This window comes from Streptomyces sp. NBC_01463 (assembly GCA_036227345.1).
Lineage (GTDB): Bacteria > Actinomycetota > Actinomycetes > Streptomycetales > Streptomycetaceae > Streptomyces.
This window is the reverse complement of the sequence record CP109468.1, coordinates 8,193,251-8,216,326: the sequence shown is the minus strand read 5'-3', so window position 1 is coordinate 8,216,326 and position 23,076 is coordinate 8,193,251. Positions and strand designations below refer to the sequence as shown.

At 71.2% G+C, this 23,076-nt stretch carries 14 protein-coding genes; 5 read left to right on the top strand and 9 right to left on the bottom strand.

The window, feature by feature from the left end:
* The first annotated feature begins 61 nt into the window (after positions 1 to 61).
* From OG521_36010 to OG521_36000, 3 genes are all read left to right on the top strand, one after another.
* Entirely contained in the window at positions 62 to 3,175 is a 3,114-nt protein-coding gene (locus OG521_36010) for an AAA family ATPase (GenBank protein ID WUW25879.1), read from the top strand.
* A 106-nt stretch (positions 3,176 to 3,281) separates the two neighbouring features.
* Complete coding sequence (locus tag OG521_36005) at positions 3,282 to 3,587, top strand: hypothetical protein (protein WUW25878.1); 306 nt, start codon at positions 3,282 to 3,284, stop codon at positions 3,585 to 3,587.
* Positions 3,584 to 6,904 (top strand): S8 family serine peptidase, encoded by a 3,321-nt coding sequence (locus tag OG521_36000; protein ID WUW25877.1) that lies wholly within the window; start codon positions 3,584 to 3,586, stop codon positions 6,902 to 6,904. The genes OG521_36005 and OG521_36000 overlap by 4 nt, the downstream gene beginning before the upstream one ends.
* A gap of 126 nt (positions 6,905 to 7,030) precedes the next feature.
* Here OG521_36000 and OG521_35995 read toward each other — a convergent pair whose 3' ends face one another.
* The 9 genes from OG521_35995 to OG521_35955 all read right to left on the bottom strand — a co-directional run bounded on the left by OG521_35995 (position 7,031) and on the right by OG521_35955 (position 20,047).
* Positions 7,031 to 7,963 carry a carbohydrate kinase gene (locus tag OG521_35995; GenBank protein ID WUW25876.1) on the bottom strand — a complete coding sequence of 311 codons (933 nt, stop codon included), beginning with the start codon at positions 7,961 to 7,963 and terminating at the stop codon, positions 7,031 to 7,033.
* 129 nt (positions 7,964 to 8,092) lie between these two features.
* Positions 8,093 to 8,965, bottom strand: a complete 873-nt coding sequence (locus tag OG521_35990) for an ABC transporter substrate-binding protein (GenBank protein WUW25875.1) — start codon at positions 8,963 to 8,965, stop codon at positions 8,093 to 8,095.
* 101 nt (positions 8,966 to 9,066) lie between these two features.
* Entirely contained in the window at positions 9,067 to 9,693 is a 627-nt protein-coding gene (locus tag OG521_35985; protein WUW25874.1) for a GNAT family N-acetyltransferase, read from the bottom strand.
* Between the two features lie 85 nt (positions 9,694 to 9,778).
* Complete coding sequence (locus OG521_35980; protein ID WUW25873.1) at positions 9,779 to 10,105, bottom strand: cupin; 327 nt, start codon at positions 10,103 to 10,105, stop codon at positions 9,779 to 9,781.
* A 104-nt stretch (positions 10,106 to 10,209) separates the two neighbouring features.
* On the bottom strand, positions 10,210 to 11,835 hold the full coding sequence (locus OG521_35975; protein WUW25872.1) for a glycoside hydrolase family 13 protein: 1,626 nt from the start codon (positions 11,833 to 11,835) through the stop codon (positions 10,210 to 10,212).
* 139 nt (positions 11,836 to 11,974) lie between these two features.
* Positions 11,975 to 12,934: a carbohydrate ABC transporter permease gene (locus tag OG521_35970; GenBank protein ID WUW25871.1), complete on the bottom strand. Its 960-nt coding sequence runs from the start codon at positions 12,932 to 12,934 to the stop codon at positions 11,975 to 11,977.
* Positions 12,935 to 12,949: 15 nt separating this feature from the next.
* Positions 12,950 to 13,909 (bottom strand): sugar ABC transporter permease, encoded by a 960-nt coding sequence (locus OG521_35965; GenBank protein ID WUW25870.1) that lies wholly within the window; start codon positions 13,907 to 13,909, stop codon positions 12,950 to 12,952.
* A 92-nt stretch (positions 13,910 to 14,001) separates the two neighbouring features.
* The gene (locus OG521_35960) at positions 14,002 to 15,426 is read right to left on the bottom strand and encodes an extracellular solute-binding protein (GenBank protein WUW25869.1); all 1,425 of its coding nucleotides are present in this window, start codon (positions 15,424 to 15,426) and stop codon (positions 14,002 to 14,004) included.
* A 331-nt stretch (positions 15,427 to 15,757) separates the two neighbouring features.
* The gene (locus tag OG521_35955) at positions 15,758 to 20,047 is read right to left on the bottom strand and encodes a discoidin domain-containing protein (GenBank protein ID WUW25868.1); all 4,290 of its coding nucleotides are present in this window, start codon (positions 20,045 to 20,047) and stop codon (positions 15,758 to 15,760) included.
* Positions 20,048 to 20,584: 537 nt separating this feature from the next.
* Between OG521_35955 and OG521_35950 the strand changes: the two genes are divergently transcribed.
* Together OG521_35950 and pgm are read left to right on the top strand one after the other, a co-directional pair.
* Complete coding sequence (locus OG521_35950) at positions 20,585 to 21,322, top strand: 4'-phosphopantetheinyl transferase superfamily protein (protein ID WUW25867.1); 738 nt, start codon at positions 20,585 to 20,587, stop codon at positions 21,320 to 21,322.
* A 46-nt stretch (positions 21,323 to 21,368) separates the two neighbouring features.
* Positions 21,369 to 23,009, top strand: coding sequence for a phosphoglucomutase (alpha-D-glucose-1,6-bisphosphate-dependent) (gene pgm / locus OG521_35945; protein ID WUW25866.1), 1,641 nt, complete (start codon positions 21,369 to 21,371; stop codon positions 23,007 to 23,009).
* Positions 23,010 to 23,076: the final 67 nt, after the last annotated feature.

The window sequence follows — 23,076 nt, the reverse complement described above, 5'->3', positions numbered from 1 at the left end:
GTAACGCGGAGTGGGTATACCGGCCCCGTACGAATGACGGCTGATCGCTGGGGTGTGCGGCATGTCCGGACCGGGGGAACCGCCGCGCGCGGGGCGGCTGTCGCTGCAGCTGCTCGGCGGGTTCGCCGCCGAGCGTGACGACGGGGTGGTCATCGCGCGCCGCTGGCGCCGCAGCACCGCGCGGACCCTGGTCAAGCTGCTCGCCGTCGCTCCGGGGCTGCGGCGCCACCGCGAGCAGGTGATGGACCTGCTGTGGCCCGACGCCCCGATGGAGACGGCGGTCCGCAACCTGCGGGTCACGCTGCACGCCGCCCGGCACTCCCTGGAACCCGAACTGGCACCGCGGGCCCCGTCCTCCTACCTGGTGGCCGAAGGCCATCTGCTGTTCCTGTCACCGGAACGGGTCCGCGTCGACGCGGACGAGGCGGAGGACGCCGCCCGTGCCGCGCTCGTCACCCGGGACGCCGACGCGCTCGGGGCGGCGCTCGCCCCGCTGGAGCGGGAGCTGCTGCCCGAGGACCGGTTCGCCGAGTGGGCCGGCGAACGACGCCGCCGGCTGGAGGTGCTGCGCGAACAGCTCGTACCGGCCCTGGCCGGGCGGCTGTTGGCGTCGGACCGCACCGATGACGCGGTGGCCGTCCTGCGCCGTGCGGTGGACCGCTCCCCCGCCGACGAGATCCTCCATCTGCTGCTGGCCCGCATCTGGTGCGATCTGGGCCGGCCGCGCCAGGCCATCCGCCAGTACCACGCCTGCCGCGAGGCGCTGGACGACGAGTTGGGTGTGCGGCCGGGGGCCGAGCTGGAGGCGCTGCACCGCACGGCGCTGGCGGCGCTGGACGCCCTGGGTGCCCCGCCGCCGTCCCGGCGGACAGCGGAGCCCGCCGCCCTGCCGCCCGCCATCCGCAGGCCCGAACGGTTCCCGCTGTTCGGCCGGGAGCGGCCACTGGACCTGCTCACCGGACACGCGACGGCGGCCGGGGACGGCGCCCCGTTCGTCGTGGTGCGCGGCGAGGCGGGCATCGGCAAGACGCGGCTGGTCGCGGAGGCGGCCCGGCGTGCGGCAGCACAGGGCGTGTGCGTGCTGTGGGGTACCGGCCACGAGGCCGAGGGGCAGACCCCGTACGGGGTGTTCGCGGACGCGCTCGACGGGCATCTGGCCGGGTGCGACGCCGAGGAGCGGTCCCGGGTGAGTGCCGAACACATCGGGCTCGCCGCCCTGTTGCCGTCCCTGGGCGGCGGACCGCCCGCCGCCGCCAGCCCGGAGGAGGAACGCGCCCGGCTGTTCCGTGCCGTCGCCGGGGTACTCACCGACCTCGCGGCGTCCCGGCCCGTCCTGGTCGTGCTGGACGACCTGCACGCGGCCGACCCCGGCTCGCTCGGGCTGCTCCATCACCTGGTGCGGACCACCCAGGCCAGGCGGTGGCGGTTCATCGCCACCTTCCGTGACGACGGCCTGGAACCCGACGACGCACGACGGCAGATACTCGACGGCATCCTGCGGCAGCGGATGGCCGTGGAGATCGACCTCCTGCGTCTGAGCCGCGCCGACTGCGCGGCGCTCGCGGCGGCGGCCGGGGCGAAGGGCCCGCGCACCGGTTCCCGCATCTTCCGCCTGTCCCTCGGGAACCCGCTGTTCGCGATCGAGCTGACCAGCAGTCCCGAGCCCGACCTGGAACGGATGGGACCGTGGCGCGGCACGACCGCCGAACCGGCCGGGGACGCCGTGCCGGACAGCATCCGCCGGCTGGTCGGCGGCCGGCTCGCCCGGCTCCCCGCACAGGCGCGGCGCGTCCTCGCCGCACTGTCCGTGGCGGGCGGGGCGGCCGTGCCGCTCACCGAACTGGAGGCCGTCGCGGCCGGCGGACTGCATCCGCCGGTGGACGCGGCGGCCGTCACGGCGGCGCTCGACACCGCGGCCCTGTCCGGGATCGTGGAGGAACGTGACGTCGTCGTCGGGGGCCGGCCGGTGCTCGGCCACGCCTTCCGCCATCCGCTGGTGCGGCTGGCGTGCGCGGACGGGCTGAGCCGGGCGGCGCGGCGGCGGCTCCACCAGGCGTACGCGGACACGGTGCTGCGGCTGCGCCCCGAAGCGGTGGACATGATCGCCTTCCATCTCACGGTCGCCGGTGATGTGCGCGCGCCCGGTTTCCTGCGCGCGGCCGCCGACCGGGCCGCCGCCCTGTTCGCCAATGACAGCGCCTGCGACTACTACCGGGAGCTGGTCGCGCAGCTCGAACCGGCGGACCCGACGGCTGCCGCCGAGGCCCGCCTCGCCTGGGGTGAGGTACTGCGGCGCGCCGCCCGCTATCCGGAGGCGGAGGAGGTGCTGCGGCGGGCCCTGGCGGAGCTCGTACGCGACGGCGGTCATCCGGCGGCGCTGCGCGCCGCGACCTGCCTGGCCGAGGTGCTCGGCCGGGCCGGGCGCCCCGTCGAGGGGCTCGACGTGCTGCGTTCCGCCCGGGTGCACAGCCGGTCGGCCGCGGCCGACCGGGCGGCCCGGCACCTGGCCGTCGGCGCGCTCGGCTTCCAGACGGGTCGCTACCCGGACGCGATGGCGGCGCTGCACCGCGCGGAGCTGGAGACCGCCCGGATGACGGACTCCGCCCGGCTGCCGCTCCTGTCCCGGCTGAGCACGATCCGAGCGGCCTGTCTGCTGGTCTCCGGGCACCTCCGCGAGAGCCGCGAGGCCGCCGAAGAGGCGCTGCGCACGGCCGAGCGCGCCGACGACGCGGCACTCGTCTCCAGTGCGCTGTCCGTCGTCGGCGAACTGGCCCGCAGGGAAGGGAGGTGGGAGGCGGCCCGGGAGTGTGCGCGGCGTGCGGTGTCGATGGCCCGGCGCACCGGCGACCCGACCGTCCTCGCCTTCGACCGGAGCAACCTCGCCGGTGCCGAACTGCTCGCGGGCGACCACGAGCGGGCTGCCGCACTGGCGGCAGCGGCGGTCCGTCTCGCCCGTTCGCTCGGCTCCTCCTGGGCGCTGCCGTACGCGTTGGTGGGCCTGGCGGAGGTCGAGTTGAGGCGCGGCCGGCTCGACGGGGCGGAGGCGGCGCTGCGGGAGTGCGGTGAGGCGATGGCACCGGCGCCGGACCCGCAGGTCCGGGACGGCATGCGCAGGCTGGCGGACGAACTCGCCCTGGTCCGCGCCGCGCGGGGGGTCACACCGCCGGCGCGGTAATGCCCGGGTAACAGCACCTGCCTACCGTCCTGGCCAGTCCCGGAACCCCGGGGTGTGCGTGCCCGTGTCTCCCGTCGAGGAAGAACCGCCCATGTGTGCTGTCTCGTTGCCCGCATCGCCAGGCCCGGACGACGCGGTCCGTGCCGTCGTCGACGCGGGCGGCGAACCGTGGGACCGGATCCTCGGACTGCTGGAGCGGCGCTGCCGTGACCTGCCGGCGGGCAGTGTCCTGGAACTGCACAGCGCCAATCCCCTGGTCCGGGCCTCGCTGCACGCCTGGTGCCGGCTCACCGGCTCCAGGCTCCTCGGCGAGGAGGCGACGGGCGAGCGCAGTGCTTACCGCATCGCGCTGCCGTCCCCCGCGCCGGGCACGCCGCATCCGTCCCCCCTCCAGAACCCGGAGTCCTCATGAGACCTCTCGCCCGCGCCAGAATCGTGGCGGCACTCGCCGTCGCCGCACTGTGCTCACCGACGCTCGTGCCGTCGGCGGCCGCAGGCCCCGTGTCCGTGCCCTCGTCGAACGCCTCGGGAAAGGCCGGGCACCGGACCGTCACGCTCATCACGGGTGACCGGGTGACGGTCACCACCACCCCGGACGGCAGGAAGTCGTACAGCGCGGTTCCGGCGGCCGGTTCGCGGCCGGGGACCGTCCTGATGCGGACGGACATCGACGGCGACGCGTACTTCTACCCGAGCGACGTCATCGGCAAGGTCGGCTCGGTGCTGGACCCGCAGCTGTTCAACGTCGACGGTCTGGTCCGCGACGGCTACGACGACGCCCGCGTCGGATCGCTCCCGCTGATCGTGCGGCGGACCGGTGCCGCCCGGCCGCAGGCCCTGACCGCCGGCGGACTGCTGCCCGCCAAGCGGGACTTCCGCTCGCTGAGGGCCAGCACGGCGGTGCTGGACAAGGACGACGCGTCCGAGGTCGGTGACGCCCTGGGTGCCAAGGGCGCGATCGAGGGCGTGCAGAGCATCTGGCTCGACGGCAGGGTCCACGCCGACGCCCTGGACCGCAACCTCACGCAGATAGGCGCCGACACGGCCTGGCAGTCCGGCCGGACGGGCAAGGGCGTGAAGGTGGCCGTGCTGGACACCGGCGCGGACCGGACACACGCCGACCTCGTGGGCCGGATCAGTGAGTCCAAGGACTTCTCGGGCACCGGCAACACGCTCGACAAGGTGGGCCACGGCACCCATGTGGCGGCGACCGTCGCGGGCAGCGGGGCCGGTGCGCCGGGAGTGCGCTCGGGTGTCGCCCCGGACGCGGACCTGATCGTCGGCAAGGTGCTCGGCGACGACGGTTCCGGTTCCGACTCGCAGGTCATCGCCGGGATGGAGTGGGCCGTCGCGCAGGGCGCGAAGGTCGTCAACATGTCGCTGGGCAGCGGCCCGACGAACGGCATGGACCCGGTCACCCAGTCGCTGGAGGCACTGGCCACCTCATCCGGCACGCTGTTCGTCGTGTCGGCGGGCAACACCGGGCCGAACATCGGCACGGTGTCCGCGCCATCGATCGCCCCGCACGCCCTGTCCGTCGCCGCGGTGGACTTCGCCGGCGGCACCGCCTCGTTCTCCAGCCGCGGACCGTCGATGAACGGCACGGTGAAGCCGGAGATCGCCGCCCCCGGTGTCAACGTCGTGGCGGCACGCGCCACGGGTACGAACATCGGGACGCCGCAGGCCGATCCCGCCTACACCGCGCTGAGCGGTACGTCGATGGCCGCCCCGCACATCACGGGCGCCGCCGTCGACCTGGCCCAGGAGCACCCCGACTGGACCGCCGACCAGCTGAAGCACACCCTGATGGGCACCACGACGGCCCCGCAGGCCGGTCAGACGATGTATGACGTCGGCACCGGCGTGGTGAACCTCCCCGCGGCGCTGAAGCAGTCCGTGGTGGCCGACACCGGCGCCGTGGACTTCGGCCGGCTCGACGTGTCGGACGGCACCGCGACCCGTACCGTGAAGCTCACCAACACGGCGGACGCCCCGGTCACCCTCGCCCTCAAGGGCTCGCTGGCGGCGACGGGTTCGACCCCGCCCGCCGGTCTGCTGAAGCTGTCGGCCTCCGTGGTCACCCTGGCGGCGGGCGAGTCCACCGATGTGACCCTGACCGTCGACACGGCGGGCACCCCGACCGGTACGTACATCGGCGGTCTGACGGCCGTGCCGTCCGGCGGCGGCCAGGAGCTGCGCATCCCGTTGCTGCTGGACCGGGCGCAGACCCTCAAGGTCACCACGCTCGACCGCGCGGGCAAGCCGGCGGCCGCCCAGATCTCCCTCCTCAACGCGGACAACGGTGCCGCGCTGAACGCGGAGGTCCGGGCGGAGGGAACCCGTGACCTCCGGGTCCCGGAGGGCCGGTACATGGGTCTGGCCATGATCGCGATGACCATCGACGGTGTGTACCAGATCGCGATCGTCAGCGCCGACCTCGCGCCCGGTGCCGACGAGATCGTCTTCGACGCCCGCAAGGCGCGCCGCTGGACGGCGTCCATGGAGGGCAAGGAGACCCGGCCGGAGTTCATGGCGGGCAATCTGACGCGCACGACGGACGACGGACAGTTCGGCATCCGGCACAGCATGCTGGCCGGCGGCGCCTACGGGGCCTTCGGCCGGGACGCGCTGTGGATCACCCCGACGACCGGATCCCACCTGGGCAAGGTCGCGTTCAACGAGCGCTGGCGGCTGGCCGACGCGGACAGCGACATCACCGTGGGCGACACGACGGCCCTCTACGACGCGGCCTACGCCCAGGACGACGTCAGCGACAACCCCGAGCGGCGGCTGACGCGCGGCGAGGTCAAGAAGTTCGCCAAGGTCCGCATGACGTACCGGGGCATGAACGAGAAGCTGCGGTACCAGGAGGGCAGCACGGTCTACGGCACCGGGCTCGAAGGACTGAACGTCTCCTCGCCGTCCTACCTGACCGTTCCCCGTCAGCGCACCGAGTACATCCAGGCCGAGGACCGGATCTGGCTGCGGTTCACGTACCGCAACGTCAGCGGTGTGCAGATGGACTACGCGCCCCTCCAGTACACCTACCGTCCGGGCAGCTCCACGCAGGACACCTGGTTCACCGGACCGTTCTCCGTGCGCGCCACCGGGCAGGCCACCGGTGCCCGGCTCCAGCTCAGGCTGGACGACAACGTCAATCCGAAGGGACTCGTCGGCGAGTACACCGACTTCAACATTCCGCAGCGCTTCCAGGCCACCACGCAGCTCTACCGCAACGGCACACTCGTCGCCGACAAGACCTCGATGATCGACAAGACGTTCGAGGACGCCGGAAAGGCCTCGTACGAGCTGCGGCGCGGATTCACCTCCGCGGGCATCTTCCCGATGGGTGGGGAGGGGACCGCCAGGTGGACCTTCACGGCGGGCGGAACAGGTGAGACGGCGACGCCGGTGAACCTCCTCAACGTGTCGTTCGACGCACCGCTGAACGAGCTCAACCAGGCGCGTGCCCGGCTTCCCCTTCTCGTGAAGGCCGATGTCACGGGCGCGGTGGGCGGCCTGAGCAAGGTGCGTGCCTGGGTCACGTCCGACAACGGCAAGACCTGGAAGCAGGTCCTGGTCCTGCGGCTGCACGACGGCGAGTACCGCTTCCTCGCACCGCACACGGCACTGGTCAAGGGCGGCTTCCTCGGCTTCCGGGTGACGGCCGAGGACCGGCAGGGCAATACCGTGGACTCGGCCCTCCCCCGGGCCGTGCCGGTTATCTGATCCGGCCGCCGGTAATGCCTCGGTAACGGGCGGTTGGTAGACCGTCCTCGTGCGGAGGACGGCGGCTGGTCGCCGCCGTCCGTGGTGCCACCGTTCCCGTGGGGGGTGACGGTGGCACCGCCGCGTTCAGCCCCGGCCGAGTGCGGCCGCGAGTTCCGGTCCGTCGGGAGGGCTGGCACCGGCCCGGGACACGGTCACGGCCGCTGATGCCGCCGCGTGCCGCAGGACGTCGGCCACGGTGGCCCGGTCCAGTGACCGCAGCCGCTCCCGGCCGGCCGGCCCGAGCAGCCCGTGGGCGGCGAGCGCGTGCAGGGTGCCGGACATGAAGGCGTCCCCCGCTCCCACCGTGTCGGCCGTCTCGACCGGCAGCGCCTCGACGGCCACCTGCCCGTCGGGCAGGACGGCGAAGGCGCCGTCCCCGCCCCGGGTGACGAGGACGACGGCCGGGCCGGTGGCCCGCCACCGCTCCGCGACCTTCGCGGGATCCTGGCCCGGATACAGCCACTCCAGGTCCTCGTCACTCGCCTTGACGACATCGCTGAGCGCCACACAGAGCTCGACCCTGCGCACGGCGGCCTCGTGTTCCCCCATCAGCTCCGGCCGCACATTGGGGTCGTAGCTGACCGTCGCGGCGGACCGCAGCGATTCGACGGCGGCGAGGACCGTGGCCGCACCGGGTTCCGTCACCGCGGCGATCGATCCGGTGTGCACGTGGGCGGGCGCCCGCTCCAGGGCGACCGGGCCGAGCGTCCAGGCGATCTCGAACCTGTACGTGGCCCGGCCCGCCCCGTCCAGCGTCACGGCGGCGGACGGGGTGGGCGCGGTGGAGCCGTCCGTACGGACGTCGACCCCGGCGCCGGTCAGGTGGTCCCGGATCAGCCGCCCGTTCCCGTCCGCACCGAGCTGGGTGAGGAGGGTCGCGCCGTGCCCGAGTCTGGCCAGGCCGTACGCGACGTTGGCCGGGCTGCCGCCCGGGTGGACCCGGTCGGCCGCACCCGGCAGCCGGACGATGTCGGCGACACATTCACCGATGACCAGCAGGTCGAGTCTGTCGAGCATGGGCGTGAGCTCTCCTGGAGTGCGGTGACGTGTACGCAGCCGCCGTCGAGGTGCGCGAACGGCCCGCGGACACATGGAGTTCCGATCCTGCCGCATGTCAGGCGGGCACCGCTCGCACCCGGCCGGGCGCTACGCCTCCAGCGCGTCGGCCACCAGGCCGAGGAACCGCGCATGGGCCCGGGCGCTGCACACCGGCTCGGGGTTCCACGGCACCACGCGCGCGGAGCGCTCGACCGACGCCCAGTGCTCGTTGCCGCGGAGCTCGTCCAGCGGGGTGGCGTTGGCCCGGATGTCGGCGAGCACCACGGCCGGGCGCAGGGCCGCGGCCTGGCCCCAGCCGACCGTGGACCAGTTGGCCCCCGGCCCGTCGGCGGGTTCCACCAGGCCGACGCCGAGCTCGGCCAGCACCCGCAGTTCCGGCCACATGCGGGGGCGGGCCAGGTGCGTCTCCTCCTGGCCGGCCAGGGACAGGGCCAGGACCCTCGTGGGGCCGGGCCCCGCGGTGAGGGCACGCAACCGGTCGCGGGCGGCGTCCAGTTCCCGCGTGGCCGCCGCGGGCTCCTCGGCGCCGAGGGAGCGCGCCAGCCCGGCGAAGCGGTCACCGATCTCGGCGAGGGTGCGCGCCTGGCCGACGTCGATGACGACGACCGGGACGTGCCCCTCCAGATGTTTGGCGGTCTCCGGGTCGAGCCCGTAGACCTGACCGCCGCCGTAGCTGACGGCCACCACGAGGTCCGGCTCACCCCTCAGCAGGGTGTCCACGTCCAGCGCGGGGCCCGCCCCGACGTACGCGGTCCCGTCCAGGGGCAGCGAACCGGTCTTCGCCACGTCCGGCACCACCGGATCGTCGTGCCCGGAGCCGAATATCGCGCTCGGGCGGATGCCGTGATCCCATAACGTCGCACCGGCCTGGACATAGGCGAGCACCCGCTCCGGGCGCTGCCCGGCGGTCGACACCTGTCCGCGGTCGTCGGAGAATTGCCACACGGTCGGCTCACTCACGTCATACACCTCTCACCACCGGCTGTCCGCCCCCCGTCACGGTCTCGTCCAGGACTACCTGCCCAGCGGGACCGCGCGGCACCCCCGGTGCCGGCGACGGGCTACAGGTCCGCCTCCGTGGAGCGCACCAGGTAGGTGACGGGTCCGGGGTCGGGGACCGTGATCTCCGTGAAGCCGAGCCGGTCGTAGAAGGCCCTGGCCGGGGTGTTGGCGGTGAGCATGGACAGGTGAACGCCCTTGACACCCTCGGCGTTCAGGGCCGCGAGGAAGGTGCGCATCAGCTCCCTCCCGTACCCCCTGCGCTGCCAGTCGGGCAGCAGGTCGATGTGCAAGTGGGCCGGGTGGTCCGCGAGTTCGGGCAGGATCATCCGCTCCGGGTGGTGCAGGAGGCCGATCATCTCGTCGCTGGGACTGCGCGGCGGCCCGTCCGGCCGCGGGTAGCGGTCCTCGACCAGCGGCAGCCAGCGGGTGCGGAACTCCGTCACGAACCGCGGGGTGTCGGCGGTGCCGAGGATGTAACCGACCGCCCGGCCGGTCCCGTCGTCGAGGACGAAGGCCAGGCCGGGTTCGAGGTGGGCGTAGGGCGCGGCGAAGATCGCCGGCATCAGCTCGTGGTCCGGGTACAGGTGCCGGGAGTCGCCGCCGTTGTCGGCCGTGCGGACGCAGATGTCGGCGAGGGCGGCACGGTCGTCCGGGTGATAGGCCCGTGGGCCGGGAAGCAGGGTCACCGGCTCATCCTGCCGACCGTGAGAGCGCTCCCACAAGACGGCGCGGCAAAGAGGTCACCGCCGCGCACCCCGGCCGGCCGGGCCGTCAGCCGTTGACGGCGGTCAGCAGCACCGCGGCGTCCTCCAGGGCGAGCAGCCCGTGCCGCTCCTGCGGGATCGGGTACAGCTGTCCGGCCGCGAGTTCCACGTCGCCGGAGTCGGCGGTGAGCCGGACCGTGCCGCGCAGCACCTGGAGGGAGGCGGCGGGCGGGGCGTTGTGCTCGTCGAGTGCGCGGCCCGAGGCCAGCGCGATGACGGTCTGGCGCAGCGGCTCCTCGTGCAGGAGGAGGTGGGCGCTGCGGCCGTGCGGGGAGGTGCGGGCCGCGGCCAGGTGCTCGTCGGCCAGGGCATTCAGATCGTTCGGAGCGTCCATATGCCCCACTGTGCCGCAGCCCTCGTTCCCCCGCGATCCTGCCGGGCCCGGCCGTGCGTCACGCACGGCCGGGTCCGTCCACAGGTGCGTCCCGGGTCCGCCGGTCAGGCGCGCAGCCAGACCGCGGTGTCCTGCGGCAGCCTCCCCGCGTCGTCGAGGGGGCCACTGGTGAGGAGGACCGCGGTGTGCGGGGGCAGGGCGGCGGCCTCGGCGGCCAGGTTGACGACGCAGACGAGTCCGTCGGTGCGGGTGAAGGCGAGCACGCCGGGCGCGGCGTCCAGCCAGGCCAGCCGGTCGATCCCGGGCTCCCCCGCCGTTTCGAAGCCCGGCTCGGTGCGGCGCAGCCGCAGGGCCTCGCGGTACAGGCTGAGCATCGAGTCCGGGTCTCCTTCCTGGAGGTCGGCGGCGTACGAGGCCCAGCCGTCGGGCTGCGGGAGCCAGGGTTCGGCGGTGCCCCCGAATCCGGCGTACGGTTCCGCCGCCGCCCAGGGCAGCGGGACCCGGCAGCCGTCGCGGCCCGGGTCGGCGCCGCCCTTGCGGAAGTGCATCGGGTCCTGGATGCGGTCCAGCGGGATGTCGGCCTCCGGCAATCCGAGCTCCTCGCCCTGGTAGAGGTAGGCGGCGCCGGGCAGGGCCAGTGAGAGGAGGGCCGCGGCGCGGGCTCGGCGGGTGCCGAGGGCCAGGTCCGTGGGCGTCCCGAAGGTCTTCGCGGCGAAGTCGAAGCCGGTTTCCGCGCGGCCGTAGCGGGTGACGGTGCGGGTCACGTCGTGGTTGCACAGGACCCAGGTGGCCGGCGCGCCTACCGAGGCGTGTTCCGCGAGGGTGTCGTCGATCGCGGTGCGCAGCAGTGCGGCGTCCCAGGGGCAGGCCAGGAAGTTGAAGTTGAAGGCGGTGTGCAGTTCGTCGGGGCGCAGGTAGCGGGCGAACCGCTCGGTGTCCGGGAGCCACACCTCGCCGACGAAGATGCCGTCGTACTCGTCGGCTATCGCCCGCCAGGAGCGGTAGATCCCGTGCAGTTCGTCGCGGTCGACGAAGGGGTGCGGGTCGCTGCCGTGGACGAAGTCGGGCAGGTCGGGGTCCTTGGCGAGCAGGGCGGCGGAGTCGATCCGTACGCCGGAGACGCCGCGCTCGAACCAGAAGCGCAGGACGTCCTCGTGCTCCTGGCGGACCGCGGGGTGTGCCCAGTTGAGGTCGGGCTGCTGGGTGGCGAAGAGGTGGAGGTACCACTCGCCGTCGTCCAGCCGGGTCCACGGGGTGCCGCCGAATTCGGAGACCCAGTCGTTGGGCGGGATCTCGCCGTCGGCGCCGCGCCCGGTGCGGAAGTGGAAGAGGTCGCGCTCGGGGCTGCCGGAGCCGGCTTCGAGGGCGGCCCGGAACCAGGCGTGCTGGTCGGACACATGGTTGGGAACGACGTCGATGATGGTGCGGATGCCCAGTTCGCGGGCCTCGGCGATCAGCTTCTCGGCTTCGGCGAGGGTGCCGAACGCGGGGTCGATGCTGCGGTAGTCGGCCACGTCGTAGCCGCCGTCGGCGAGCGGCGAGAGGTACCAGGGGGTGAACCAGAGTGCGTCCACGCCCAGTTCGACGAGATAGGGCAGTCTCGCCCGGACCCCCGCGAGGTCGCCGGTGCCGTCACCGTCGCCATCGGCGAAGCTGCGTACATAGATCTGGTAGATGGCGGCGTCTCGCCACCAGGTCGCGGTGGCCTCGGACGGACGGTTGGCTGCCACGTGGCGTTCCTTTCGGGCAGGTGGGACTCCGCCGCCGGCCCGGCGAGCGGGGCAGGATGGGAGAGCCGGCGGCGGAGTGCTGAGGGGAAGGCGGCCGGACGGGGCCCCGGCCGGGCGGGGGCGCGGTCCGGGAGGGGGGTTACCCCTTGAGGCCGCCCGCGGTCAGACCGTTCATGATGTTGCGCTGGAAGAGCAGGAAGATGAGCAGCGTCGGGATGGACGCGATGGTGAGCGCCGCGATGAGGACGTTCTCCGGTACGCCGCTGGCCAGTGAGTAGATGCCCACGTTGAGCGTCTGCTTGCTCGGGTCGGGCAGCGTGAGCATCGGCCAGAGGAAGTCCTTCCACACCCCCACGACGGCGAAGATGGAGACGACGCCGAGGATCGGCCGGGAGATCGGCAGGACGATCGAGCGCAGCGTGCGCAGGGGCGACGCTCCGTCGATGGCCGCGGCGTCCAGGAGCTCACGTGGGATGGAGTCGAAGAACCGCTTCAGCAGGAAGATGTTGAAGGCGTTGGTGACCGACGGGAGCCAGATCGCCCAGGGCGAGTTGACGAGGTTGCGCTGGAAGATCGGGACGTCCAGGACCGTGAGGTACTGGGGTACGACGAGCACGGTGGCCGGGATCATCAGGGTGGCCAGCATCATGCCGAGGATGACCTTGCCGAAGACCGGCCGCAGCTTGGACAGCGAGTAGGCGGCCGCGACGTCGAAGACCAGCTGGAAGGCGAGCGCGCCGAAGGCGTAGTACAGGGTGTTGAACAGCAGCTTGGACAGGTCCATCACGGTCCAGGCCTGGCTGTAGTTCTCCGTGTGGAGCGAGCTGGGGAAGGCCGTGGGCGGGCTCTGCACGACTTCCTGGGTGGTCTTGAGTCCGCCGGTGACCATCCAGTACAGCGGCCCGAGGAAGACCACCGTGAAGAGGATGATCACCAGGGCGAAGACGATCCAGTAGAAGGCCTTGCCGCGGGGCCGGCCGAGCTGGGCCGGTGAGATGAGGGTCCGCTGGCGCCCGAGGGCGGCCGCGCGTCCGGCCCTGCGCCGTTCCGCTCTGCGCCCCTCGCTCCCGCGCCGGGAGACTAGCGTGTTCGATGCCATGGTCGTGCTCCCGTCCTAGTCTTCGCTGCTGCGGCTCAGTCGTACGTACACCGCGGAGAATCCCGCGAGGACGACGAGCAGGACGAGGCCGAGTGCCGCCGCGCTGCCGTAGTTGTTGAAGTTGAAGGCGTACTGGTAGATGAGGTAGACGACGGTGGTGGTGGAACCCTCCGGGCCGGCGCCGTTGGTGAGCAGGAACGGCTCGGTGAAGACCTGCATCGTCGCGATGACCTGCATGAGCAGGAGCAGCGAGAGGATGAGCCGGGTCTGCGGGATGGTGACGTGCCAGACCTTGCGCAGCAGCCCCGCGCCGTCCAGCTCCGCCGCCTCGTACAGCTCTCCGGGGATGCCCTGGAGCGCGGCCAGGTAGATCAGGGTGGCGCCGCCCATGTTCATCCAGGTCGCCGCGATGACGACCGAGAGCATGGCGGTGTCGGTGTCCTGGAGCCACTGCTGTGCGGGCAGGTGGAAGATCTCCAGGATGCGGTTGAAGAGGCCGTACCCGGGGTCGTAGAAGTACTTGAAGAGCAGTACGGAGGCGACCGGCGGCAGCATCACGGGGAGGTAGACGAGCAGGCGCAGATAGCCCTGTCCGTGCCGGAACTCGTTGAGCACGACGGCGACGACGAACGGGACGACGAAGCCGAGCAGCAGCGCGAGCACGGTGAACAGGACGGTGTTGCGCCAGGCCTGCCAGAACGCCGGGTCGTTGAAGACGTAGGTCAGGTTGGACCAGCCGGCCCAGGTGGTCTTGCCGTCCTCGGTCTTCTGGAAGGCCAGGATGAATTCCCTGACCATCGGGTACCAGGAGAAGAAGGAGAAGCAGAGCACCGCTCCGATGAGGAAGCCGTGGGCTGAGATGTTGCGGCGCACGGCACGCAGGAACTCCTCGCGGGCGGAGTCCCGGCGAGCCGGGCCTGAATGTCCTGGACGAGGCCTGGTCGCCTTGTGGGAGGACAGGGTAGGGGCCGACATGGTGTCTCCTATGTGCCGGTGAACTGAAGCGCAGTAGTCGGACGGGGCCGGAATGCGGGACCGGGTCCGCGTGACCCGGTCCCGCGCGTCCGTTACTGGTTCGCCAGAACCTGGTTGACCTGCTGCTCAGCGGTGGAGAGCAGCTTGTCGATGTCGGCGTCCTTGTTGGTCAGCACACCGGACATGGCGTTGTCGAGGATCTTGTAGATCTCCTGCGCCTTCGGCGGCTCGGCCTTGCCCTGGACGGGGTTGTCCATGAAGGCCTTGAAGTTCTCGATGGGCATCGAGGCGTTGGCGGCGCGTGCGGCGTCGTCCTTGGTCTTGGAGTCGTTGAGGAAGAAGTTCGGCTGCGGCAGGCCGACGGGGAGCTTGTCGGCCTTGGTGCGGGCCCAGTCGAACTGTCCCTTGCCCGGCGAGAGGTTCTTGAAGTTCAGCCAGGCGATGCCGGCCTTGATCTGGTCGGGCGAGCTGCCCTTCTTGATCAGGTAGTTGTTGCCGCCGAACAGCGTGCCCTTGGCGCCGGGGATCGGGCCCAGGCCGAAGGTCTCGTACTTGGCGCCGAGCTGCTGCACCATGTAGGCGATGTCGTCGGGGGCGGCGAGGAACATGCCCAGCTTGTCGCTGGCGATCTGCTTCTGGAGGTCGCCCCACTTGAGCAGCTGGGTCTTGCCCATGCTGTCGTCCTCCCAGCGCATGTCGTGCAGCTGCTGGAGGACCTGCTTGCCCGAGGCGTCGTTGAAGGCCGCCTTCTTGCCGGAGGCGTCGACGACCTCTCCGCCGAGTCCGAACTGGGTGGCGGCGAAGTGCCAGCCGCCGTTGTTGCCGGCGCTGTACTCACCGTAGCCGGAGATGCCCTTGCCCAGGCCCGCGATCTTCTTGGCCGCGGCACGGACCTCGTCCCAGGTGGCCGGCGGCTTGTTCGGGTCCAGACCGGCCTGGGTGAACAGCGTCCGGTTGATCATCAGGCCCATGGTGTAGTTGCTGGTCGGCAGGCCGTAGAGCTTGCCGTCCTTGCGCGCCACGTCGACGACCTGGGGCTGGATGTCCTTGAGCGCGGGCACGGACTTCTCCGTGACGTACGCCGAGATGTCCTCGGCCCCGTCGTTGTCCAGCACCTGCTGGAGGTCGGAGAAGTACGCGTAGAAGACGTCGGGCTGCGACTTCCCCTTCAGCATCGCCGTGAAGCGGGGCGGCTCGTTGCACTGGCCGGGGGTGGACTTCCCGTTGATCGTGACGTTCGGGTACTTCTGGTTGAACGTCTTGATGTCCTCGTTCCACTCGCGCAGCTCCGCGGCCTTGGCCGCCGGCGGCATGCAGTCGATCGAGATCGTCACCTTCGCCTTCGGGTCGAGCGGGGCGGAAGGGTCGGACGATCCCTTCGACGCGCTGTTCGAGTCCTCGTCCTTGCTGCTGCTCGTGCCACAGGAGGCGAGCGAGGTCAGGGCAAGTGCGGTGACAAGGGCAGCCGCGGAGGCACGGCTGATACGGCGTGTGCGGCGCAACCCAGCACTTCTCATCGATGGTCCCCTTTGGGCATGAGCGTGGATGGCCCTCGGCCGACTCTCTGCCGGGGCGAGGCACACTCAACCAGCGTCGACATGTGAACGCAATATCTCGCGCAGTTTTCGTAAAAGTTTGACAGAGGTGTGCCGGGCCATGCCGTGCACCACAGAGACGCGCCGCCCGGGCTCCACGGAGCCGGGACGGCGCGTCAGGGTGGGTTCCGCACGGTTCGCGGTCTCGCGGCTGCACTGATCATGCAAACTTCGCACGTCGGGGCGCAAGGAATTTGCGCACCTCGGAACGCCGTCCGGCCGACCGGACGGCGCCCCCTGGGTGCGGTGCCTGTTACGGGTTGATGTTGATCTTCATGGTGGACGTCGTGTTCTTCACGTCCAGAGCGTTGCCGCTGAGCTTCAGGCCGTTGAAGGTCACCTCACCGACGGCGGGCCCCTGGCCGGCCTCGGGCATCTCGTTGGCCCACAGTCCGAAGCCGGACTTGGCATCGTAGGCGTCGCCGCTCTTGCGCGCGCCGGAGATCGAGATGTCCGTCAGGATCGTGTCCTTGATCGGGAACTGTGGCTGGCCTCCCACGTAGTTGGTCTGGAACATGATGCCGCTGTACGTCGGGTCGACGATGTCGACGTGGTTGATCCTGATGCCCTGGAAGACCTTGGAGGCGGAGAACAGCCAGATGCCGGGGAAAGTCTGCGAGCCCCAGAAATGGCCGCCTGAGCGGAGCACGGAGACGTTCTCGACCGTGGTCGGATCGGTCCCGAAGCCGTTCATCGGGTAGCCGAAGTCCAGCGAGCTGACCGTGATGCCGGAGTAGACCAGGGTGTCCGCGATCAGGATGTTGCGGAAGGTGTTGTTGTAGCCGCCGTAGACGGCGACGCCCGCGGCCCGCCAGGTCAGCAGCGAGGTGAGGTTCTCGTAGACGTTGTTCTTCATGTCCGCGCCGCCGGAGTCGATCGCCGAGAACAGCGCGAAGCTGTCGTCGCCGGTGGCCCGGGACTCGTTGTTGACGACGTGGTTGTCCGTCGAGCCGTTGGTCATGTTGATGCCGTCGGCGAACGTGTTCCGGATGCGGGAGTTCCTGATGGTGATGCTGTCGGTGTTGGCGCCCCAGTAGAGGCACACCTGGTGCTCGTTCCAGACGTTGTCGATCACGATGTCCGAGACGTTGGAGAAGTCGAACACCTTGCCGGGGCCGTCGATGCGCGAGGTGTAGTTCCCGAAGTACGCGAAGTTCGCGAACGACGAGCCCTTGGCGCTGGCCTCGGCGCGGAAGCCGTTGTCGGTGTTCTCCTGGCCGGAGGGTGCGAAGAACCTGGTGTACCAGGGACCCGCGCCGACGACCTTGACGGCCTTGCCGTAGACCTGGAACTTGCTCGCGGTCTGGTAGTCACCGGCCGGCAGGTAGACACCGACCAGCTTGCCCGTGGTGTCCATCCGGACCTTGTCCAGGGCGTTCTGGACGTCCTGGTGGGTGAACCCGGTGGGAACGGCGTAGGCGGCCGCGTCCGGGTTCGGGATCTGGGTCGCCTGCTCCAGGCTGACGAAGTCGATCGCGTACGTGCTGGTGTTCGCCGCGTCCTTCTGGAGCCGGATCTTGCTGCCGGCCGGCACGGTCTTGCCCAGCAGCATGTTCGCCTCGTCGTAGATGTGCCGCGGCGAACCCGAACCCGGGGAGTTGCCCGGACCGGTCTCGGCGCCGTACAGCCACGCGTACTTCGAGGTGAGGTCGATCGCCTTGAGGAAGGTGCCGTCCACGTAGACGTTCAGCTTCGAGTCGATGCCCCCGCCGCCCGCGGAGTCCGGGATGGAGAAGCGGGTCACCAGGGAGTTGGTGCTCGCCCTGGTGGTGAACTCGACGTAGTTGCCGGTGCTGTTGAGGGTGACGGCCTTACGGCCGGACGCCTCGCCCGCGACGTCGCCGACGGTCCTGTTCGGGCCGACGACCTGCGCGCCGCCACCGGTGACCCCGTCCTCCGCCTCGTACATGTCGTACGGCATGTTGGCGCCGCGTCCGACGAAGAGGGAGCTGGTGGTGGTGTTGTTCTCGCGCTTCACCGGCAGCTCGTTGGTGTCGTCGGCGATCACCGTCTTCACGGAGTACGAGCCGTTGACCGCCGTCCAGCTGCCCAGGCTCACCGGGGCGCTGGTCGCACCCGCGGCGATCGCCCCGGTGTAGGTGCCCGTGAGGGTCTTCACCGTGGCGCCCTTGGAGTCGAGCAGGGTCAGTGTGATCGCGTGGCCGCCGGCGGCTGACGCCACCGAGCCCTGGTTCTTGATGGCGACCGAGAAGGCGACGTTCTGCCCGGCGGACGGGGCCGACGGGGAGGTGCTGACCCCGGTGGAGACCAGGTCCGAGCTGGCGACGGGCTTCACGACGAGGCCGGTCGTGCTCGTGTAGGTGTTGTCGGTCTCGTTCTGCTCGATGACCTCGTTCGCCGGGTCGGCGACCGCGCTCAGTGCGTACGTGCCCGCGTCACGCGGACCGATGTCGGCGCTGACCTGGGCGGAGGCCCCGCCCGCCAGCGCGCCCACGGACGCGGTGGCGACCTTGGAGCCGCCGAGCCGGAACTCGACCTTGCTCGCCGGTGCCGCGACCGAACCGCTGTTGCGCACCGTCGCGGTGAGCGTGACCGGGTCCGACTCGACGGGCGCGGCCGGGGCCGCCGTCACCGAGTTGACCTGGAGGTTCGGGTTGGGCGCCGGAGCACCCAGCACCTGGAACTCCGCGACCTGACCGGCGCCCGATCCGGTGTTGGAGTTGAACTTCAGCTGGACGTCGGCGACCCGGCCGCTGACCGGAATGGTCACCGTGTTGCCGCTGCCCGGGCTGAAGGCGTAGTCCTTGGCCGCGGCCAGGCTGGTGAACGCCGAGGCGCTCTGCTCCCGGCCGAGGACCTGGATGTTCTGGGTCCTGGCCCCCCAGCTGCTGTCCGGGTTGAGCTTGACGACGACGTTCTCAGTGTCGGCGTTGGCCCCCAGCTTCACGGTCAGGGTGTTCGGGTAGCTGCCCCCGGCGCCTTCCCAGTAGGTGGTCACGCTGTTGTCGTTGGCGTTCTCCGCGACGAACGTGTGGACCACGGACGAGGCGGTGATGGGCTTGCCGACCGCGAGGTTGGACGCCGAGCCCGTGCTGCCGTTACGCGTGACGGTGTTGCTGTCTCCCGAGACGTTGCCCGCAGCGTCCTTGGCCCGGACGGTGTACGAGACGGTGGTACCGGCGGACTGGGTGTCGGTGTAGGTGGTGACATCGCCGGCCACGCTCTTGCGCAGCACGTTGTTGGCGTAGATGTCGTACCCGGTGACGCCCTTGTTGTCGGTGGACGCCTGCCAGACCAGCTTGATCTGACCGGCGGTCGCCTCGGTGAAGCTCAGGTTCGCCGGTGCGGTCGGCGCCTGGGTGTCGCCGCCGCTCCCGGTCCGGGTCACGGTGTTGCTGTTCGCCGAGGCGTTGCCCGCCGCGTCCTTGGCCCGGACGTAGTACGACACGGTGGAGCCGGCCGGACGGGTGTCGGTGAACGTGGTGACGTTGCCCGCCACGCTGGTGAGCAGCGCGTTGTCGGCGTAGATGTCGTAGCCGGTGACGGCCGTGTTGTCCGTCGACGCGTTCCAGGTCAGCTTGATCTGGCCGGTGGCCGGTTCGGTGAACGCCAGCTGCGAGGGTGCGGTCGGCGCCTGGGTGTCGCCCGACTCGGGCCCGTAGATCTCCAGCTCGGAGACCTGGGCGCCCGGCTGGACGGAGTTGGCGCTGACGAGCACGCGTACGTAGCGGGTGGTGGTGGCGTCGAAGGAGACCGTCGCCGTCTCACCCGCCGTGGGGCTGAAGGTGTACGCCTTGGGCTGCGTCACGTCGCTGAAGTCCGTGCCGTTGGTGCTGCTCTGGATCTTCAGCGTCTGGGTGCGGGTCTCCCAGCCGTCCGGCAGCCGCAGGACCACCCGGTCGACCCGCACCGAGGATCCGAGGTCGGCCTGGATCCACTGGGGCAGGGCTCCGTTGCGGCTCTCCCAGTAGCTGCCCGCGTTGCCGTCGTTGGCGTGGGCGGCGATGTACGTCTCGGTGTAGCTGCTGGCCGTGAGTGTGCGGCCGGCCGCGAGGTTCACCGACGACTCCGCCGCCGCGCGCACCTCGAGCTCGGCGAGCTGGCCGTTCTTCGCCGCGGTGTTCGCGGTGATGTTCGCCCGCACGAACCGGGCCCGGGTGGCGGGGACGGAGATCGTCACCTTGTTGGAGCTGCCCGGCGCGAAGGTGTAGGAGGCCGAGGTCTTCAGTGTGGTGAAGCTGGTGCCGTCGGCGCTGCCCTGGAGCGAGAGGGTCTGCCGGCGGCTCTTCCAGTCGGCGGGGAGCTTCAGGGTGACCTGGTCGATGCGGGTGACCTTGCCCAGGTCGCTCTGCACCCACTGGGGAAGGGAACTGCCCGACCCTTCCCAGTACGTCGACTGTTCTCCGTCGGCGATGTTCCCGGCGTCCCTGCCGCTGCCCTCGCTGCTCGCGGCCGTCCTGTGACCGGCGGCGATGTTGGGCCCGCCGGCCGCCGACGCGTTCAGCACCGGCCCGCCGACCATCAGCAGGCTCGTGGTGACGGCGGTGGAAAGGACCCGCCGTCTCCAGCGTTGCGTTCTCATATGTCCCCGATCTTCGGCCTCGGCGCAGGGGGCGCGGCCAAGGCGCGGCTCTGTCTGCGTACCTGCTGGGGCATGAATTCCTGCACCACCAGGATGGACTTTTGCGTTTTGCGGTCAGAGAGTTGCAGAGAATTGAGGGCGAGTCCACTGTTGCGGCAGAAGAAAGAAGCTAAACGGACTCCTTCATCCCGCCACAACTGGCCCGACAATCGCGGCATTTGACCATGCGCGAGGCAGACAGGATGGACGGCCGCCACCACGCAAGGAATTTGCGTCAGAACGCAAGCCGCTGAAAGGTGCCAGCTCGGAGGGGGAGGCCGGGACGCGGAACGCCGGGCACGACGAGGAGCGGGGCCACCGTCACGGACCCCCGCGCGCCCATCCGTCACGGCCGAGGGCGCGGTCACGAGCACGGCCATCCCGTCGCTCTATGATCGAACGTACGTCGGACCCCGGCCGGATCCTCAGCGGATGCGAATCGGCCGCCCCGCCGTGACACGCCCTCACCACCCGCCCTGCGAAGGAAACGACGTAACGGTGTACCAGCCCGACGTGTTCGCGTTCCCCGAGGAGGGACAGTCCGGCCCGTCCCTCCTCCCCCCGCCCGGTGTCCTCTCGTTGTGGCGGGTGGACGTCGCACGGCACTGCGGGCAGGCGGCGCGGGTCGCGCCGGGCATCCTCGATGCCGGAGAGCTGGACCGGGCCGCGCATCTGGTCGTCGACGCCGACCGTGAGTGCTATGTCGCCTCGCATGTGGCCCTGCGGATACTGCTCGGCGCCCGGCTGGGAGTCGCTCCCGGTGCGGTGCCGCTGACCCGGGAGCCGTGCCCGTCGTGCGGCGGCCCGCACGGCCGGCCCGCGACCGGCGGGGGTGTGCACTTCTCGCTGTCGCACACCCGCGGAGTGGCGCTGCTGGCGTTCGCGGACGTGCCGGTCGGAGTGGACGTCGAGCTCCTCCCGAAGACCGGCGTCGTGTCCGAGATCGCCGGTCAGCTGCACCCCGCGGAGTCCCGCGAGCTGGCGGAGCTTCCGGAGGAGCTGCGGCCGGCCGCCTTCGGCCGGGTGTGGACCCGCAAGGAGGCCTATCTCAAGGGTGAGGGCATCGGCCTGGCCGACGGCCTCGCCGCCGAGCACGTCGGCACCGGCCCCCGCCCCGGCCCCGGCCCGGCGGGCTGGACGATCACCGATGTCCGGGTGCCCACCGGATACGCGGCGGCGGTGGCGGTCCGCGCGGCGGGGCAGCCCGCCGCCCGCGACGGCGACCGGCGAAGATGACGACGCGGGCAGATCGCACCGACCGACCGATACGGAGGAGTGGCAGATGCCGCAGACACGAGCCGGGCAGCAGGCACGCCCGGAGGACCTGACCGATGTGGCGCGGCTGGTGACGGCGTATTACACGCTGCACCCCGATCCGGCCGAACCGGGCCAGCGGGTCGCCTTCGGCACCTCGGGGCATCGCGGGTCGTCGACGGCCACCGCGTTCAACGAGGACCACATCGCGGCGACGAGCCAGGCGATCAGCGAGTACCGCGCCCGGCAGGGCACGGACGGACCGCTCTTCCTCGGTGCCGACACCCACGCGCTGTCGGAGCCCGCGCGGGTCACCGCCATCGAGGTGTTCGCCGCGAACGACGTGACCGTGCTCATCGACGCGGCCGACGGCTACACCCCGACCCCCGCGGTCTCGCACGCCATCCTCACGTACAACCGCGGGCGCACCTCGCAGCTCGCCGACGGTGTGGTGGTCACCCCGTCGCACAATCCGCCGGGCGACGGCGGGTTCAAGTACAACCCGCCGAACGGCGGACCTGCTGCGTCTCAGGCGACCGGCTGGATCCAGGAGCGGGCCAACGAGATCATCGCCGGCGGCCTCAAGGACGTGCGCAGGCTGCCGTACGTGCGCGCGCTGGCGGCGCCGACGACCGGGACGTACGACTTCCTGGGCACCTATGTGGCCGATCTGCCGTCGGTGCTCGACCTGGACGCGGTGCGTGCGGCCGGTGTGCGGATCGGCGCCGACCCGCTGGGTGGTGCCTCGGTCGCGTACTGGGGCCGCATCGCCGAGCAGCACCGGCTCGACCTGACCGTCGTCAATCCGCTCACCGATCCCACCTGGCGCTTCATGACGCTGGACTGGGACGGCAAGATCCGGATGGACTGCTCATCGCCGTACGCGATGGCCTCGCTGATCGGACAGCGGGACCGCTTCCAGATCGCCACCGGCAACGACGCCGACGCCGACCGGCACGGCATCGTCACCCCGGACGCGGGGCTGATGAACCCGAACCACTACCTCGCCGTCGCCATCAACTACCTCTACGCGCACCGGGACCGCTGGCCGGCCGGCGCGGGCATCGGCAAGACCCTGGTGTCCTCCGGAATGATCGACCGGGTCGCCGCGGATCTGGGCCGGCGGCTGGTCGAGGTGCCGGTCGGATTCAAGTGGTTCGTGGACGGGCTGGCCGACGGGTCGCTCGGCTTCGGCGGCGAGGAATCTGCCGGGGCCTCGTTCCTGCGCCGCGACGGATCGGTCTGGACGACGGACAAGGACGGCATCCTGCTGGCCCTGCTCGCCTCCGAGATCCTCGCGGTGACGGGCGACTCGCCGTCGCAGCACTACGCCGCGCTGACCGCCCGGTTCGGCGAACCGGCGTACGCCCGGATCGACGCCCCGGCGGACCGCGAACAGAAGGCGGTGCTGGCGCGCCTCTCCCCCGAGCAGGTCAGCGCCGACACCCTGGCGGGCGAACCGGTCACGGCCGTTCTCACCTCGGCACCGGGCAACGGCGCCGCGATCGGCGGGATCAAGGTCACGACGGAGAACGCCTGGTTCGCGGCGCGCCCCTCGGGCACCGAGGACGTCTACAAGATCTACGCGGAGTCCTTCCGGGGCACCGAGCACCTCGCCCAGGTGCAGGAGGAGGCCAAGGCCGTCGTCTCCGCGGCCCTGGATGCCTGACACCGCGCCGCGAGGCCGCCTCCCCTGCTCCGTTCCGACCGGGAACATGGGCCCTGCACGCACTGCG